16 protein-coding genes are annotated in these 14,823 nt (G+C 71.8%); 8 read left to right on the top strand and 8 right to left on the bottom strand.

Going from position 1 to position 14,823, the window contains the following annotated elements:
- Window positions 1-276: 276 nt before the first annotated feature.
- Window positions 277-1,935: an MFS transporter gene (locus KDK95_RS14985; RefSeq protein ID WP_212518784.1), complete on the bottom strand. Its 1,659-nt coding sequence runs from the start codon at window positions 1,933-1,935 to the stop codon at window positions 277-279.
- A 148-nt stretch (window positions 1,936-2,083) separates the two neighbouring features.
- On the opposite strand from KDK95_RS14985, the gene KDK95_RS14980 reads away from it, so the two are divergent.
- Entirely contained in the window at window positions 2,084-3,391 is a 1,308-nt protein-coding gene (locus KDK95_RS14980; protein ID WP_212518764.1) for an MFS transporter, read from the top strand.
- Here the strand turns inward: KDK95_RS14980 and KDK95_RS14975 are convergent.
- The gene (locus KDK95_RS14975) at window positions 3,376-4,410 is read right to left on the bottom strand and encodes a hypothetical protein (RefSeq protein WP_212518763.1); all 1,035 of its coding nucleotides are present in this window, start codon (window positions 4,408-4,410) and stop codon (window positions 3,376-3,378) included. The two genes, KDK95_RS14980 and KDK95_RS14975, sit on opposite strands and share 16 nt — an antisense overlap.
- 41 nt (window positions 4,411-4,451) lie before the next feature.
- Between KDK95_RS14975 and KDK95_RS14970 the strand changes: the two genes are divergently transcribed.
- From KDK95_RS14970 to KDK95_RS14960, 3 genes are read left to right on the top strand one after another with little or no spacing between them, the layout of a single operon-like run.
- Entirely contained in the window at window positions 4,452-5,234 is a 783-nt protein-coding gene (locus KDK95_RS14970) for an alpha/beta hydrolase family protein (protein ID WP_212518762.1), read from the top strand.
- Window positions 5,235-5,272: 38 nt separating this feature from the next.
- Complete coding sequence (locus KDK95_RS14965; protein WP_307844362.1) at window positions 5,273-5,746, top strand: GNAT family N-acetyltransferase; 474 nt, start codon at window positions 5,273-5,275, stop codon at window positions 5,744-5,746.
- 60 nt (window positions 5,747-5,806) lie between these two features.
- Window positions 5,807-6,040 carry a DUF2277 domain-containing protein gene (locus tag KDK95_RS14960; protein WP_212518761.1) on the top strand — a complete coding sequence of 78 codons (234 nt, stop codon included), beginning with the start codon at window positions 5,807-5,809 and terminating at the stop codon, window positions 6,038-6,040.
- Here KDK95_RS14960 and KDK95_RS14955 read toward each other — a convergent pair.
- A complete protein-coding gene (locus KDK95_RS14955) occupies window positions 6,003-6,569 on the bottom strand; it encodes a UTRA domain-containing protein (protein WP_212518760.1) in 567 nt (188 codons plus the stop codon). The two genes, KDK95_RS14960 and KDK95_RS14955, sit on opposite strands and share 38 nt — an antisense overlap.
- Before the next feature lie 30 nt (window positions 6,570-6,599).
- The gene (locus tag KDK95_RS14950) at window positions 6,600-7,700 is read right to left on the bottom strand and encodes a hypothetical protein (RefSeq protein ID WP_212518759.1); all 1,101 of its coding nucleotides are present in this window, start codon (window positions 7,698-7,700) and stop codon (window positions 6,600-6,602) included.
- A gap of 136 nt (window positions 7,701-7,836) precedes the next feature.
- Between KDK95_RS14950 and KDK95_RS14945 the strand changes: the two genes are divergently transcribed.
- Window positions 7,837-8,430 carry a hypothetical protein gene (locus KDK95_RS14945; RefSeq protein ID WP_212518758.1) on the top strand — a complete coding sequence of 198 codons (594 nt, stop codon included), beginning with the start codon at window positions 7,837-7,839 and terminating at the stop codon, window positions 8,428-8,430.
- 15 nt (window positions 8,431-8,445) lie between these two features.
- Here the strand turns inward: KDK95_RS14945 and KDK95_RS14940 are convergent, their stop codons facing one another.
- From KDK95_RS14940 to KDK95_RS14925, 4 genes are all read right to left on the bottom strand, one after another.
- Window positions 8,446-9,099, bottom strand: a complete 654-nt coding sequence (locus KDK95_RS14940; RefSeq protein WP_212518757.1) for a class E sortase — start codon at window positions 9,097-9,099, stop codon at window positions 8,446-8,448.
- Window positions 9,100-9,208: 109 nt separating this feature from the next.
- The gene (locus KDK95_RS14935; RefSeq protein ID WP_212518756.1) at window positions 9,209-9,991 is read right to left on the bottom strand and encodes an alpha/beta fold hydrolase; all 783 of its coding nucleotides are present in this window, start codon (window positions 9,989-9,991) and stop codon (window positions 9,209-9,211) included.
- A gap of 68 nt (window positions 9,992-10,059) precedes the next feature.
- Window positions 10,060-11,340, bottom strand: coding sequence for an MFS transporter (locus KDK95_RS14930; RefSeq protein WP_212518755.1), 1,281 nt, complete (start codon window positions 11,338-11,340; stop codon window positions 10,060-10,062).
- Between the two features lie 130 nt (window positions 11,341-11,470).
- Window positions 11,471-12,337 (bottom strand): alkaline phosphatase family protein, encoded by an 867-nt coding sequence (locus KDK95_RS14925; RefSeq protein WP_307844361.1) that lies wholly within the window; start codon window positions 12,335-12,337, stop codon window positions 11,471-11,473.
- Between the two features lie 85 nt (window positions 12,338-12,422).
- Between KDK95_RS14925 and KDK95_RS14920 the strand changes: the two genes are divergently transcribed.
- The 3 genes from KDK95_RS14920 to KDK95_RS14910 all read left to right on the top strand — a co-directional run bounded on the left by KDK95_RS14920 (window position 12,423) and on the right by KDK95_RS14910 (window position 14,818).
- Window positions 12,423-13,508, top strand: a complete 1,086-nt coding sequence (locus KDK95_RS14920; protein ID WP_212518754.1) for a WD40/YVTN/BNR-like repeat-containing protein — start codon at window positions 12,423-12,425, stop codon at window positions 13,506-13,508.
- 11 nt (window positions 13,509-13,519) lie between these two features.
- Entirely contained in the window at window positions 13,520-13,954 is a 435-nt protein-coding gene (locus tag KDK95_RS14915) for a MoaD/ThiS family protein (RefSeq protein WP_212518753.1), read from the top strand.
- A gap of 108 nt (window positions 13,955-14,062) precedes the next feature.
- Window positions 14,063-14,818, top strand: coding sequence for a nucleotidyltransferase family protein (locus KDK95_RS14910; protein WP_212518752.1), 756 nt, complete (start codon window positions 14,063-14,065; stop codon window positions 14,816-14,818).
- Window positions 14,819-14,823 lie beyond the last annotated feature (5 nt).

The following is a 14,823-nucleotide window of genomic DNA, read 5'->3' as shown; positions in this document are numbered from 1 at the left end:
CTTCCTTCGCAGACGCGCTCGGCCTCGAGCGGTCGGATGAGTCAACGATGGCTGGTCGTCGGACCGGGCTCCCGGTCCCCGCACCGGCGCGCTGAATCACGCACCGGGTGCGGTGCGGAGTATTCGGGGCCGGACTGCGGCGACCGGCGAGTTCGTCGCCTGATGCTGCGTCATGGCACGAGGATCGGGCTAGTCGGACGATTCGTCAAGTATCCACATAATCGACCGCGAAGCGGCGTAACGCGCGGGCGCGCTTCATGCGAAGAGAGCAGGGGCTCAGTGCGTTCGGGTGACCGGCACCTGCGGCACGCCGGCCGAGCGGCCGTCCGGGTCCTTGGCGGGCGTCGCGCCGCGCAGCATCGAGGCGAGCGCCGCGAGCAGCGCCATTCCGGCGGCCGTGGCGAACACGATCATCAGGCCGTGGTGGAACGGGTCGGAGATCAGGTTCGGGAAGAAGGTCTTGCCGGTGACCGTGGCCCTCGCGGCGGGCGAGAGCGTCTCGAGCACGCCGGTCGGGCCGAGCAGCGTCTGCATCGGGTTGGCGCCGAGGAACGCCGCGAAGACGGTCGAGACCGCCGGGAGCTGCGCCGCGTGGTGCGCGGCGGCCGAGGACACGCCCTGCGAGCTCAGCCCCGAGTAGAGCGCGCCGGGAAGGCGGCCGGCCAGACCCGCGATCAGCAGGGAGAAGAAGACGCCGATCGAGAGCGACATGCCCGAGTTCTGGAACGTCGAGCGCATGCCGGACGCGGCTCCGCGATGAGTCGCCGGGACGCTGCTCATGATCGCCGACGTGTTCGGCGCCGAGAACATGCCGGAGCCGAATCCGTTCAGCGTGATCAGCAGCGCGAACGCCCAGTACGGGAAATCGAGCGGAAGCAGCAGCAGTCCGATGAAGCTGAGCGCGAAGAGCGTCAGGCCGCCGGTCGTGAAGTAGAAGACGCCGTACCGGTCGGACAGGTATCCGCACAGCGGCCCGGCGAGCAAAAACCCGGCCGTGAGCGGCAGCAGGAATATGCCGGCCCACAGCGGCGTGTCCGCGTAGTCGTATCCGTGCAGCGGCAGCCAGATGCCCTGCAGCCAGATGATCAGCATGAACTGCATGCCGCCGCGCGCCACGGAGGCGAGCAGCGCGGCCGCGTTGCCCGCCGCGAAGGCCCGGTTGCGGAACAGCGAGAGCCGGAACATCGGCTGCTCCACGCGCTGCTCGATGAGGCCGAACAGGATCAGCATCACGACGCCGACGATCAGTCCGCCGAGCACGTACGGGTTCGTCCAGCCCATCGAGTGCCCGCCGTAGGGCTGGATTCCGTACGTGATCGCGGCCAGGAGCAGCGCGAGGCCGCCCGCGAACGTCAGATTGCCCCACCAGTCGATCTTCGCGGGCCGCCGCTCGCCGACCTCGCGCAGGCTGCGATAGGCCCAGATCGTGCCGAAGACGCCGAAGGGCACGTTGATCCAGAACACCGCGCGCCAGTCCCAGACCGAGAGCACGCCGCCGAGGACCAGTCCGATGAACTGCCCGGCCAGCGCCGCGATCTGATTGACGCCGAGGGCCATGCCGCGCTGCTCGGCCGGGAACGCGTCGGTGATGATCGCCGCCGAGTTCGCCATCAGCATCGCGCCGCCGACGGCCTGCACCAGCCGCCAGACGATCAGCCAGAGCGCGCCCCCGCCGCCGTGCGCGGGGTCGAAGGAGAGCGCGATCGAGGCCAGGGTGAACACGACGAAGCCGAGGTTGTAGATCCGCACCCGGCCGAGGATGTCGCCGAGCCGCCCGAGCGTGACCACCAGGACCGCCGTGACCAGCAGGTATCCCATGATGATCCACAGCAGGTAGCTGATGTTCCCGGCGGCGAACGGGTCGAGTCCGATGCCGCGGAAGATCGCGGGCAGCGAGATGATGACGATCGAGGCGTCCACCACGGCCATGAACATGCCCAGCGTGGTGTTCGACAGGGCCACCCACTTGTACCGGTCCTCGGACACGACAGCACCTCCCGTGTCGAGGATAATTCCTTAGGAGCGCTAAGCATAGAGTGTTATGCTGAGCTAAGCTCAGTGATTTCGCGCGGGAGGAGATCCGATGAGCGGCACGAGCAGTTCAGCGGCCCGGCCGTCGACGACCTCCACCTTCTCCTCGCTCCGGATCCCCAACTACCGCCGCTACTTCACCGGGCAGGGCATCTCCCTCGTCGGCACCTGGATGCAGATGACGGCCCAGGCCTGGCTGGTGCTCACGCTCACCCACTCGCCCACCGCGCTCGGCCTGGTCACGGCCCTGCAGACGCTCCCGGTGCTGCTGCTCGGCCCCTACGGCGGCGTGATCGCCGACCGCTCCGACAAGCTCAGGCTGATGACCGTGCTGCAGGCGATCATGGGCGTCCAGGCGCTGCTGCTCGGCCTGCTCACGGTCTTCCACGTGGTCCGCTTCTGGGAGATCTGCGTCCTCGCGGTCTTCCTCGGCGTCAACAACGCCTTCGAGAACTCGCCGCGGCAGTCCTTCATCCGCGAGATGGTCGGCGTCGACCAGCTGCGCAACGCGATCACGCTCAACTCCGTCACCGTCAACGCCGCCCGCGCGGTCGGTCCCGGCATCGGCGGCCTGCTGATCGCCGGCGTCGGCGTCGGGATCTGCTTCCTGCTCAACGCGGCCAGCTTCGTCGCCGTGGTCGCCTCGCTGCTGCTGATGGATCGCGGCCAGCTGCGGCCGAGTCCGCCCGCGCCGCGCGCCAAGGGCCAGCTGCGCGAGGGCCTCAGGTACGCGATGCAGACGCGGCAGATCATCGTCCCCCTCGGCATGATGGGCCTCGTCGGACTGCTCGCCTACGAGTTCCAGGTCTCGCTGCCGGTCCTCGCCCAGCGCACCTTCCACGGCGGCTCCGAGGTCTACGGCTTCATGACGGCGTCGATGGGCGTCGGCGCCGCGGTCGGCGGCCTGATCACCGCGCGCCTCGCCCGCACCGGCATCCGCTCGATGGTCCTCGCCTCCCTCGGCTTCGGGGTGACGATCCTGCTGACCGCGTACGCCCCGAACCTGTGGGTCGTCTACGTCGCGATGCTGTTCGCGGGCTGGGCGAGCGTGTCGTTCATCTCCATCGGCAACTCGACGATCCAGCTCGCCGCGCGCCCCGAGATGCGCGGCCGGGTGATCTCGCTCTGGCAGGTCGCGTTCCAGGGCACGACGCCGATCGGCGGACCGCTCGTCGGCTGGATCATCGCCGTCTCCGACCCGCGCACCGGACTCGCCGTCGGCGGCGTCGCGTGCCTCGTCGCGGCGCTCGGCGCCGTGCTGTACGTGCGCCCGGGCCGCTCGACCCCGACGGCGCCGCCGGGATCGACTCCGCCGACGGCGCCCACGGTCGAGCAGCCCCCGGTTCAGCAGCCCGGCTGAGCCGTCGCCGTCGCCGGGCCGGTCTTCGCCGCGGGAGACGTCGAGACGGTCATCGTCACCGGTCCGCCGCAGTACGGCTGGGACGGGATCAGGTTCGCGACCACGTAGTTCGTGCTGCCGGACAGCTGGACGGTCCGGGTGACGGCCGCGCGGCCGCCGGCCCCGGAATACGTGTACGTCAGCGTGAACGGCTCCGAATTGCTCGTCGTGACCGTGGCGACGTACGCGATGTTCTGATTCGACTGATCGCCGCCGACCATCGACAGCGTCAGCCCGGTGACGGTGACGCGCTTCGTCCCTCCCGACGGCGAGGCGCCGGGGTCCTGGCTCGGGCCGATCGGGATCGTCCCGGGCGAGGGCTGCGGCCCGAGCGGCACGCCGGGCGTGGGCTGCGCGCCGATGCCCGCGGCGACCGTCGACTGCGAGGCCGACGGCGCCGCCGACGCGCTCGGCTTGGCCGCGGCGCCCCGCTTCGCCAGCGCCCTGATGCGCTCGGTGCTCATCACGCCGGGGGCGGTGGAGATGGCGTGGCCGATCGACTGGGCGGCCGGGGTGCGCGTGGGGTCGTTCTCGGTGTCCACCGACAGCCGCACGATCGGCGGCCCGTCCTCGTGCAACAGCACCGTGGCCAGCACCGACAGCAGTACGCACGCGCACGCCGCCGCGGCCATCCAGCCCATGCTCAGGGTCGGGCGGTACCACGCGTGACGAACCCGGTGGAGAGCGCCCGCGGCGCCGGCTCCCGCGGGGCCCGCCTCCGCGACGGCCGGCGCCGCCCTGCCCGGGTACAGCGTGACCGGATACGCCACGCCGTCCGGCTCGATGCTCGTCGCCACGACCGGCCCGGTCGCCCCCGACGCCGCCGCGAGCGCGACCGCCGCCTGATACGCGGCGTCCCGCATGTCCTGGCCGGGCCTGATCACGACCGGGGCGCCGTTGACCGTGGCCGTGCCGTCGGCGCGGTAGACGATCCGGACTTCACCGGAGATGGACGAGGAATTTCGGCGGTGGGCGGTCACAGACCCCTAACGGTGCACATCCGGCCGGTACTCTGCACCCGATGCGCAATTCATCAGAACGAGCGATCGGTAGCCAGATCGCGTACGGGGACCACCCCTCCCAGTTCGTCGAGATCCACCGGCCGGCGCGGGGCGGCGGCGGGCCCGGGCCCGTCGTCGTGCTGATCCACGGCGGCTTCTGGCGGCTGCCCTGGGACCGGACCCTCATGGACCCGCTGGCCCGGGACCTCGTCGAACGCGGATACACCGCCGTCTACGTCGAGTACCGGAAGCTGGGCGAGGACGGCGGCGGCTGGCCCGGGACCTGCGAGGACGTCGCCGCGGCACTGCGCGCGGCGGCGAGCGGGCTCGACATCGGCCGGCTCGCGCTCGTCGGACACTCGGCAGGCGGCCACCTCGCGCTGTGGGCCGCGCACCACGCCCCGGCGCCGGTCCGGCTCGTCGTGTCCCAGGCCGGCGTCTCCGACCTGCGCGCGGCGGCGCGAGCGCGGCTCGACGCCGGCGCGGACCGGCTGCCCGCGGCGGAGGAGTTCATGGGCGGTGAGCCGGCCGACGTGCCCGACTACGCGCTCGCCTCGCCGATCGAACTCCTGCCGCTCGGGCCGGCCGTGCACCAACTCGTCGTGCACGGAGACGCCGACGACCGCGTCCCCTTCCGGCAGGGCGTCGACTACGTCGCCGCCGCGCGGGCCGCGGGGGACAGCGCCGAACTGGCCGCGTTCACCGGGATGGGCCACTTCGAGCTGATCGATCCGGCGCACGAATCCTGGCTCAGGACCGTCGCCGAGCTGGACCGACGCCTCGGCGGGGACCCCGGCGCGTGACGGAAGCCGGGTCCGGTGATCGGACGTACGCTGAGCGCGTGACAGATTTCGCGATCCGCGCGGCCCGGCCCGACGAGGCCGCGCAGCTCAGCGCGCTCGCGCTGCGCTCGAAGGCGCACTGGGGGTACGACGCCGCGTTCATGGCGGCGGCCAGCGAGGAGCTGACCCTGCCCGCCGACCGGATCGTGGAGCGCCGCACGCAGGTGGCGGTCTCCCGCGAGCCGGACACCGACGGGCAGCTGCTCGGCTTCGGCACCATCGAGGGCGAGCCCCCGGCCGGCGAGCTCGGCATGCTCTTCGTCGACCCGCCCGCGATCGGCACCGGCGTCGGCGGCGCGCTGTTCACGCACCTGACCGCCCTGGCCCTCGACCTCGGCTTCCACCGCCTGACCATCGCCGCCGACCCGAACGCCGAGCCGTTCTACCTGGCCAGGGGCGCGGTCCGGATCGGCGGGGTGCCCTCCGGCGTGGCCCCGGGCCGCGTCCTGCCGCTGCTGGCCGTCGCGCTGTAGCGGCAGGCCCGCGACAGCCTGCTCTGGCCCGTTGTCGGTGCCGGGAGGGAGACTGCCCTCATGTGCAGAAGCATCAAGACCCTCCGCCCGCCGATGGCGACCGAAGTCGGCCCTGAGGACGTGCACGCCGCCGCGCTGCAGTACGTCCGCAAGATCTCCGGCTTCCGCGCTCCCTCCGCCCGCAACCGCGAGGTCTTCGACGCGGCAGTCGAGGCGGTCGCCGCCGCGACGCAGCAGCTGCTCGACGAGCTGGAGATCAGGCCTGCCCCGGCGGCGGCGGCGTCGGCGACCTGAACTCGTACCGGAGGCGACGGGGGACGTCCGGCGCCATGTCGCGGCTCATCAGCATGACCGCGGCCTCGAACGGCACGCCGCCCGCCGAGTAACTCGTCCGGACCAGCTCGATGACCGGCGAGTCCACGAGCACGTCGCGGAACTCCGCAGGCGTGTCGACGACGGCGACCTCCTCGACATGGCGCGCGGCCACGTAACCGAGCTCGGCGAGCGCCCGAACCGCGCCGCCCTTGATCGGCCGATCCGCCGCGAGCGGCGTTCCCTCGGCGATCGCCGCCGGATACCAGGAGTCTGAGACCTCGACCGGAACGCCGTCGAGCGTGACGAGACGCCTGCGAAGCACCGCGGCCGCCCCCTCAGCGACGCCGAGCAGACCGCTGACCCGCGCGGGCGGCACCTTCATCCCGACCAGGATCAGCCGATGAGCGCCCACGCGCCCGGCGTCGGCGGCTTCCCGCTGCCAGGGGTCGGGCGACGCCGCGTCGCGCGGCGAAAGATACGACTGCGAGGAGCTGACCCACTCGGACATACCGCCGATCCTCGCACGCCCGGGGCGCCGCTACGGGTGCTTCGCCGTCCCCGTGTTCCGCGCCGGAGGTTTCAGCACGCACAGGACCAGCGTCAGCACGAGCCCGGCCAGCACGTACCCGCCCATGATCAACATGGGGTAGCCGGTCTGCGCCCCGCCGAAGTACGAGATCGAACGCACCGCGTCCGTCCCGGCGCCCGGCGGGAGGAATGCGCCGATCGCGCGCCAGAACGGGGGCAGCATCGAGCGCGGGAACGCCCCGCCTGCCGACGGATTCCCGAGCACGACGACCAGCAGCACCGCGAGGCCGATCCCGGCGACGCCGAACGCGATCTGCAGGCCCATCGTGACCGCCCCGACGCCCACGATGAGCAGCGTGCCGGTCGCGACCATCGGCCAGAACCGACCGCTGAGCGCGCCGAGGACGTGCTGCTGGACGAGCCAGGTCCCGACGATCGCGGCGACGAAGCCGGCCAGCGCGATCGCGCCGAGCCGGACCGCCGCGCGCGTCGGATTCGCCGGACGCGAGCCCGCGCTGACGCCGAGGATCGAGGCGATCAGATACCCCGTCACGCACCAGCCCACGACCAGGTAGAACGCGGAGAGCCCGTCGAAGTCCCGGGACCCGGCGGGGACGACGTCGTCGACCTTCAGCGTGCGATTCCGCTTCTCGTCGAGCGAGGTGAAAAGCTTCTCGAGGGCCGTCGCCTGCGCGCTGCCCGCCGCCGACGCCACGATCAGCGTGTCCTGCGTCCCTGTCAGATCCGGGATGAACGCCCCGCCGGTTTCGCGGTCCTTCACCTGCTGCGTGGCCGCCGCGACCGAAGTGCCTGCCGTCGGCACGATCATCCCGGGCGGCACCGAGGACGAGAGCTGGCCCACGACCTGCTTCGTCGCCGACGGGCTCGACGAGGCGACCGTGACAGGCAGATTCCGCAGCTGCGGATCGTGCAGCGCCCCTACATACGAGAGCACGAAGCCGAGCCCGAGCCCGAGCGTCGCCACCACCAGCAGGAACGACCGCGGCGAGACGGCGTCGCGCACCTCGGCCCAGACCCCCGTGCCGCCGGCGCTCCCGGCCCCGCCCGAGCCGTCGTCGGGCTCCGTCCGCTTCGAGTCCGTGATCGCCATAGCGCCCAGCATCGGCGCCGGTCGGACCATCCGCATTTCCGATTGGTCCATCCCGGCTCCGATTGGTCCTTCCCAGCGAAGTTACCGCGAGTACGCTCGGCCGAGGCGAACCGCTTCTGGACATTCGGGAGGCCCGATGCGTTCGACACCCACCCGCACCGCCGCGGCGTACGCCATCGTCGTGGCGGCAGCACTGGGCCTGACGGCCTGTTCGGCCTCGTCGGGCGGCGACGCCCAGCCCGGCCCGGCATCCACCGCGACCGCTACCGCCACCGCCACGGGAGCCACGGGAACCGGCAGCGGCGCCGCGGGCACCGCGTCCGCCCGGCCATCCGACGGCGGCAGCTACACCACCAGCTCCGACGTGATCAGCGCCCTCAAATCGGCTGGCCACCCGTGCACGCCGCTGTCCGGCGACAGCATCACCAGCGTCAAGGCTCCCGGCCTGCAAAGTGTGACGGCGTGCTCGATTCCGAATGCGTCGTCCAGCACGGTGGCCGGCACTAACGTCACCGCGACCGTCTTCGACAACCACACCGACGCGCAGGCCTACGCAAGCACGCTGACCTCCGCCCAAGCCTCCGGACTCCTGATCGGCAGCACGTCGGAACGAGCCGTGCTAGGCCGGAACTGGGTCGTCCTCGTCCCCGACGACACCGCCTATGCCCAGCAAGTGAGCGCCTCCCTGGGCGGCACCGTCCTTGGCGGCTCCTCCAGCTCGGCAGGCTGAGCAGAAAACGGCGTCTCAGCAGGACCTGGTCACCGTCTGCACGGTCTGCCTGGACTCCAACTCACCGAAGACGATCAGCCTGCGCCACGCGTTGTACACCGGATCGCACGTCGTCAGTGTGATGTAGTGCCCTGCCTTCGTCAGGCCCGAGTGAGCGGGGATGCTGTCGAGCACGTCGCTCTCGGTCGGCGCGACGTACACCGGGTCCTCGATGACGCGGTAGGTGTACGTCGTGTTCCCGTCCTGAACGATCACGGTGTCGCCCGTCTTGACCTCGTCGAGGTAGCGGAACATGTCGCCCCACGTCCGCCGGTGCGCCGCCACTGCGAAATTCCCCGCGCCGCCCGGCTGCGCCGTCATCGGGTACCAGCCCACGCCCTGGCTCAGCTCCGTCTGCGCGGTGCCGTCCAGCACCGGCCAGACCTCGGGATTGCGGATCTGCGGGATCTGAATCGTCGCGAACGGCTGCGCCGCCTGCGGCTGCACGCTCACCGACGCCGCCCACTCCTTGCGCAAGGTGCACAGATTAGTGCGCGCCGCCTTCTGCGCGACGACGCCGGTCCAGAACAGCAGGTACAGGACGTACAGCCCGACCAGCACGCCGAGTGTGATCAGCAGCTCGCCCGATACAGCGGTCGCACCCTGCATCGCCTTGCGTAGTCCCGACATGCCATCGGATCATGCCATCGGCTTTCCGGCAATCCGGACATACAGCGCGGTATCTTTCCCTCAATCGGCCTATCCGGATGCTGATCGCAGATCTCGCGACTCGGTCGGCCTACGCCGGGGTCTCGGCGGCGGTGACGGCCATGAGGACCAGTTCGGCGACGGCGCCGGGGGCGCGGAGGGGGACCATGTGGTCGGAGCCGGGCAGGGTGAGTACGCGGCAGGAGGGGAGGCGGTCGGCGATCGCCCGGCAGCAGTCGGCGACCATCGGGTATTCGAGGTCGCCCACGAACATCGTCGCGGGGGTCCTGATCTCGCCGAGGCGGTCGAAGACCGGCGGGTCTTCGTCGAGGTACCTCGCCTGGCGCTCCATGCCTGCCACCGCGCTGCGTATCTGGGTCTCGACGGCCTCGCCGGAGCCGGCGCGGGCCCAGGTGCGCAGGCCTATCTCCACGGCGCCCTCGACGTCCCTCGCCTGCACCGCGGCCGAGATGTCGGACATGAACGGGTCGTCCCGCGGCCACGGGTAGCCGGAGGCTCCGGGGGCCAGGAGTATCAGCTCGGCTACTCGGTCCGGCTCGGCTATCGCCATGCTCAGGGCCGTTCCGCCGCCGCCGCTGTGGCCGGCGAGCACGGCGCGGCGCACGTCCAGGCGGTCGAGGACCGCGCGCAGTTCTTCGAGGGCTGTGTACCGCTGCGTCGGGGCCGAGGACTCGCCGTACCCGAGGGAGTCGTAGCGCACGACGCGGACCTGCTGGGCCTCCAGTTCGCGCGCTATCTCATCCCAGATCCCGGAGTCGCCCCAGCCGGGATGCAGCAGGACGACGGGAACGCCGTCGCCGCCGCTGTCCCGGACCCAGACCTCGCCACCGCCCGTCTGCACCATGAGCTCCATGACGGCGAGTATGCCCGTTGCCGCCGGTTTGTGGTGGAGGCGCGCCGTACGGGAGCGTGTGGCAGAGGTTACGGGTCGGTGACCGGTATGCGCGCGGCCGCTTTGGTCGCACTCGTCGCGTACCGCAGCCAGACCGCCAGCGCGACGCAGACCGCGGAAACGATCGTCAGCGTCCACGCGATGGAGCCGCCGCCGAAGACCTCGATCGCCAGGCCCAGCAACGGTCCCGCGGCCACGCCGCCGAGGTTCGCGGCCAGGATCGCGGCCGTCGCGGCCCAGCGTACGCCGGGCGCGGCGCGGTTGAGCCAGGGGAGTCCTGCCGGGAAGACGGGTGCGTTGAAGAGTCCGGCGCCGACCAGGGCGTACGGCGCGATCGACGGGACCGCGGCCAGTGCCAGGCACACGGTGGTTCCCAGGCAGCTGACGCAGACGATCGTGGGCTCGCTCCAACGCAGCGTCAGCGGCGCGACGAGGAATCGGCCGAGGGTCAGGCCGAGCCAGTAGACGGAGGTCGCGTTCGCCGCGTAGTCCGCGCCACGGCCGAGCAGCTGAAGGTATGTCGGCTCCCACGCTCCCACGCCCGTCTCGACTGCGACCTGGAGGGTGTAGAGCGCTAGGAATGCGATAATGATGGGGATGACTACGCGGGTCGGGTTTCCTTGCGTCCGTACGAAGCTGGAAGCGTGTTCCGGTTCGCTGTCTCGGCTGTCTCGGACCGTGCGCAGGACGCATGCGACGATCACCAGGAGCACCGAGGTGCCGGCGAAGGCGTACGGGTAGTTGTTGGCGCCGACCAGGCTGATCAGCAGCGGTCCGGCGACCGCGCCGACGCCGTAGAACGCGTTGAGGACGCTGAGCATCGCGGGGCTGCGCCGGCCGAAGCCGACCGAAAAGAGCTGATTCAGGCCGTAGTCCATGCCGCCTGCGCCGAAGCCGAGCACCAGACTCGCAGTCAGCGCGAGAGACCAGGTCGAGGCGAGTGCGAAGCCGAGCGAGCCGACGGCCATCAGCAGGAACGATATGAGCAGCAGGCGGCCGTTGCGCAGCTTGCGGTGCAGCGTGCCGCCGACGAGTACTCCCGCGCACGCGCCGCCGAAGTACATGCTCAGCGCTAGGCCGGCGACGGAGGGCGCCAGCCCGAAGCGGCTGCGCAGCGCGGGGATCGACGGGCCGTAATACGCCGAGAGCGCGCCGAGCAGAACGAAGCCCGCGCAGGCCGCGACCGTGGCGACGGTGGTGAACAGGGGCGCGGCTGTCGTGGGGGAGTCCGCGGTCGAGTCGGTGACGGTGCCTGCCGACGTCTCTGTCGCCTCGGACTGCGTCGTCTCGGGCTGCCGCGAACGATCCACCCGACGCACTCTAGAGGAAATATGCTGTGAACGCTCCCAGCCGTTACCGCGCAGCGGTAACCCTGCGGCGGTAGCCCCGAGGGGGTTACCCGCGCAGCCGCTACCCGTGCCGCCGCTACCCGTGCAGCCGCTATCCCGCGTCCTTGACCGTACGGAAGGGTGCGCCGTCCAGCGTCCAGTGGCGGTCCGGCTCGATGGCGAGCGCGGCGAAGGCGTGGGCGGCGACGTCGACGTGCCGCAGTTCGCGGTCCGGGGCGACGCCGGGGGCGAGGTCCGGGCCGCAGGCCGCGATCCACGCCGTGCGCTCGAGGGTGGATCGGCCGCCGTGGCCGCCATCCTCGACATGCCCGTGGTCGGTGACGACGATGACCGTCCAGTCTTCGCGCTCGTACTCGGGTCGGCCGCGCACGGCGGCGAGAAGGCGTCCGAGCCGCGCGTCGGCGTTCTCGATCGCGTCGCGATACCGCCGGCCGCAGCCGTGCAGGTGCGCGGTCTCGTCCGCGGCGCCGAGGTAGACGAACGCTGCGTCCATCGGGTCACGGCGCAGCACGGCCTCCGCGTCGACGGTGATCTCCTCGTCGACCTGCTCCCACGCCTCGGCCGTGTGCGCCTCCGGGTTGACGTAGAGCAGCCGGCTCGGCGCGCTGAACAACGGACCGCCGTCGCGGGCGAGCACCAGCGGGTCCCAGCCCGCCGCGACGAAGGTCCTGCGGCCGTAGAAGCGCGCGAGCCGCGTCGTGAAGTCGGGGAACGCACCGAGCCGGTTGCCGGTGAAGTCGTTGCTCCAGACACCGTGCTTGCCGACGTGCACGCCGGTCGCGATCGTCGCCCAGCAGGGCCCGGACATCGTCGGCGTCTGCTCGTCGACCAGCACCGGCGCGAGGAAGCCCGCGTCCCTGACCCCGTCGAGATGCGGCGTGTCGAGGGCGTCGAGCAGGTCGAGCCGCACCCCGTCGATCCCGGCCACCAGTACGCGTCGTATGCGTGCGTCATCCACGCCGGAAGACTAGCCGCCGAGCCGGAACCGTGGCGAAGGGCCGTCTGCCGGGAAAATGTCCGAACCCGGGTCTAGAGTCGGATTCATGGCCGAAACACTGCTGTTGGCCGGTACGCGCAAGGGCCTCGTCCTGGCCCGCCGGCGCGCCGGAAGCTGGGAGACCGAGTCGCTCCAACTGCCGATGCAGGCGATCTACGCCGTGGGCATCGACACGCGGGGTACCGCGCCGCGCCTGTTCGCCGGGGCGACGAGCGAGCACTGGGGGCCGACCGTCCTGCACTCGGACGACTTCGGCCGCAGCTGGCAGGAGCCGGACCACGCGCCGGTGTCCTTCCCCGAGAAGACCGCCGCCGCGCTGGGCCGCGTCTGGCAGATCCAGCCCGGACCGGAGGACCAGCCCGGCGTGGTCTATGCGGGCACCGAGCCGACCGCGCTGTTCCGCTCCGAGGACGGCGGGCGGACCTTCGAGTTCAACCAGGCGCTGTGGGACCACCCGCACCGGCCGGAATGGGCGCCCGGCGGCGGCGGGCAGGCGCTGCACACGATCGTGCCGTACCCGGGCGACCCGGACCGGATGCTGGTGGCGATGTCCTCCGGCGGCGTCTACCGGACCAGGGACGGCGGCCGCAGCTGGAGCGCGGCGAACTCCGGGATCAAGTGCACCTTCCTGCCGGAGGGGGAGCAGTACCCTGAGTTCGGCCAGTGCGTGCACAAGGTGGCGCCGGACGCGGGCGATCCGGACCGGCTCTACCTGCAGAACCACAACGGCGTCTACCGCAGCGCCGACTGGGGCGGGACCTGGACCGAGGCCGCGAAGGGGCTGCCCGCCGAGTTCGGCTTCGCCGTCGCCGCGGACAAGCACCGGCCGGGCAGCGCCTACCTGTTCCCGCTGACCAGCGACGGCTTCCGGTTCGCCCCCGACTTCCGGCGCCGGGTCTACCGCACCGAGGACGGCGGCGAGGCCTGGAGCAGCGCGAGCGAGGGCCTGCCGGCCGAGGATTTCTACGGCCTGGTGCTGCGCGACGCGCTGTGCACCGACGACGCCGACCCGGCGGGTGTGTACTTCGGCACCCGGACCGGCGAGCTCTACGCGTGCGCCGACGACCGCTGGACCACCGTGGCGACGGGCCTGCCCGACGTCCTCTCGGTCCGCGCGACGGTGCTCGATTGAGGCGGGATCAGATGCACGACAGGACCGGGACCGCGCGGCCGGCCGAGGAGTCGGTGAGGGCCGGGGAGCCGGGAACGGCCGAGTCGGTGAGGGCCGAGGAGCCGGGAACGGCCGAGGAGTCGGAGACGGCCGGGGAGTGGGCGACGGCCGCGCGGGTCGTCATCCCGAGCGCGCTCGCCGGCTTCGCGGGCGGCCGCTCCGAGATCAGCGTCGAGCTGCCGGCCGACGGCGTCGCCGGGCCGCGCTCGCCGCTGACCCTCGTCCTGGACGAGCTCCGGCGCCAGGTCCCGGCGCTGGAGCGGCGGATCCGGGACGAGCGCGGCCGGGTCCGCGGGCACGTGAACATCTACCTCGACGGCACCGACATCCGCGAGCTCGGCGGCGTCGAGACGGTCGTGGTGCCCGGCGCGACCGTGCAGATCATCGCGGCGATCAGCGGCGGCTGAGCGGCCGGCTCCGCGGCACCCGCCGGCTGATTCCGCTCAGCCGAATGTCCCTGCCCCTTGACGCGCCGGTCGGCGACTGCGCCCAGCCCTACCGGCTATCCTGCGAAGATGCCGACACAACGACGGGAGCAGGCGCCGGGCCCGGTCACGCAGGCGATCGTGCTGGCCGGCGGCAAGGGCTCGCGGCTGCGGCCGTACACCGACACGCTTCCCAAGACGCTGATCGAGATCCCCGGCACCGGCCGCACGATCCTCGAGCACCAGCTCGACTGGCTCGCGGCCGAGGGGGTGACCGACGTCGTCATCTCCTGCGGCCACCTGTCCGAGGTGCTCGAGGCGTGGATCGCGCGGACGGACCTCCCGGTGCGGGCCACGACCGCCGTCGAGGAGACCGAGCTCGGCCGCGGCGGCGGCCTCAAGTTCGCCGCGCGCCGGCTGCCGCGTCCCGACGAGCCCTGGTACGCCCTGAACGCGGACATCTGGACGCGCTTCCCGCTGCGCGACATGGCCGATCTGCACGCGCGCAGCGGCGCCCTCGGCACGCTCGCGCTCGCCCGCCCGCGCATCCCGTGGGGCGTCATCGAACTCGACGGCGACGCCGCGATTCCCGGCGGCAGCCTGATCGCCGACTTCGTCGAGTCCCCGCCCACCCCGTGGCCGGTCAACGCCGGCGTGTACGTCTTCGCCCCCGAATTCACCCCGTTGCTGCCCGACCTCGGCGATCACGAACGCAAGACGTTCCCCGCCCTCGCGCGCGAGCGCAGGCTCGCCGGCTACCTGATCCCCGAGGGCGTCTACTGGCGCGCCATCGATACGGCCAAGGACCTGGAGACCGCCGCCCGGGAACTCGCCGCCGAAAGCTGAGCCGG

Origin of the sequence: Actinospica acidithermotolerans, from assembly GCF_018139625.1 — a bacterium.
Classification (GTDB): Bacteria; Actinomycetota; Actinomycetes; order Streptomycetales; family Catenulisporaceae; genus Actinospica; species Actinospica acidithermotolerans.
The sequence above is the reverse complement of the archived record's forward strand: the minus strand, read 5'-3'. Positions and strand labels throughout refer to the sequence as shown.

Excerpts from the sequence above, each read along its gene's own strand:
- KDK95_RS14985 (WP_212518784.1), bottom strand. The coding sequence starts at position 1,935 with ATGTTCATGGCCGTGGTGGACGCCTCGATCGTCATCATCTCGCTGCCC.
- KDK95_RS14980 (WP_212518764.1), top strand. The coding sequence starts at position 2,084 with ATGAGCGGCACGAGCAGTTCAGCGGCCCGGCCGTCGACGACCTCCACC.
- KDK95_RS14970 (WP_212518762.1), top strand. The coding sequence starts at position 4,452 with ATGCGCAATTCATCAGAACGAGCGATCGGTAGCCAGATCGCGTACGGG.
- KDK95_RS14960 (WP_212518761.1), top strand. The coding sequence starts at position 5,807 with ATGTGCAGAAGCATCAAGACCCTCCGCCCGCCGATGGCGACCGAAGTC.
- KDK95_RS14955 (WP_212518760.1), bottom strand. The coding sequence starts at position 6,569 with ATGTCCGAGTGGGTCAGCTCCTCGCAGTCGTATCTTTCGCCGCGCGAC.
- KDK95_RS14950 (WP_212518759.1), bottom strand. The coding sequence starts at position 7,700 with ATGGCGATCACGGACTCGAAGCGGACGGAGCCCGACGACGGCTCGGGC.
- KDK95_RS14945 (WP_212518758.1), top strand. The coding sequence starts at position 7,837 with ATGCGTTCGACACCCACCCGCACCGCCGCGGCGTACGCCATCGTCGTG.
- KDK95_RS14940 (WP_212518757.1), bottom strand. The coding sequence starts at position 9,099 with ATGTCGGGACTACGCAAGGCGATGCAGGGTGCGACCGCTGTATCGGGC.
- KDK95_RS14935 (WP_212518756.1), bottom strand. The coding sequence starts at position 9,991 with ATGGAGCTCATGGTGCAGACGGGCGGTGGCGAGGTCTGGGTCCGGGAC.
- KDK95_RS14920 (WP_212518754.1), top strand. The coding sequence starts at position 12,423 with ATGGCCGAAACACTGCTGTTGGCCGGTACGCGCAAGGGCCTCGTCCTG.
- KDK95_RS14915 (WP_212518753.1), top strand. The coding sequence starts at position 13,520 with ATGCACGACAGGACCGGGACCGCGCGGCCGGCCGAGGAGTCGGTGAGG.
- KDK95_RS14910 (WP_212518752.1), top strand. The coding sequence starts at position 14,063 with ATGCCGACACAACGACGGGAGCAGGCGCCGGGCCCGGTCACGCAGGCG.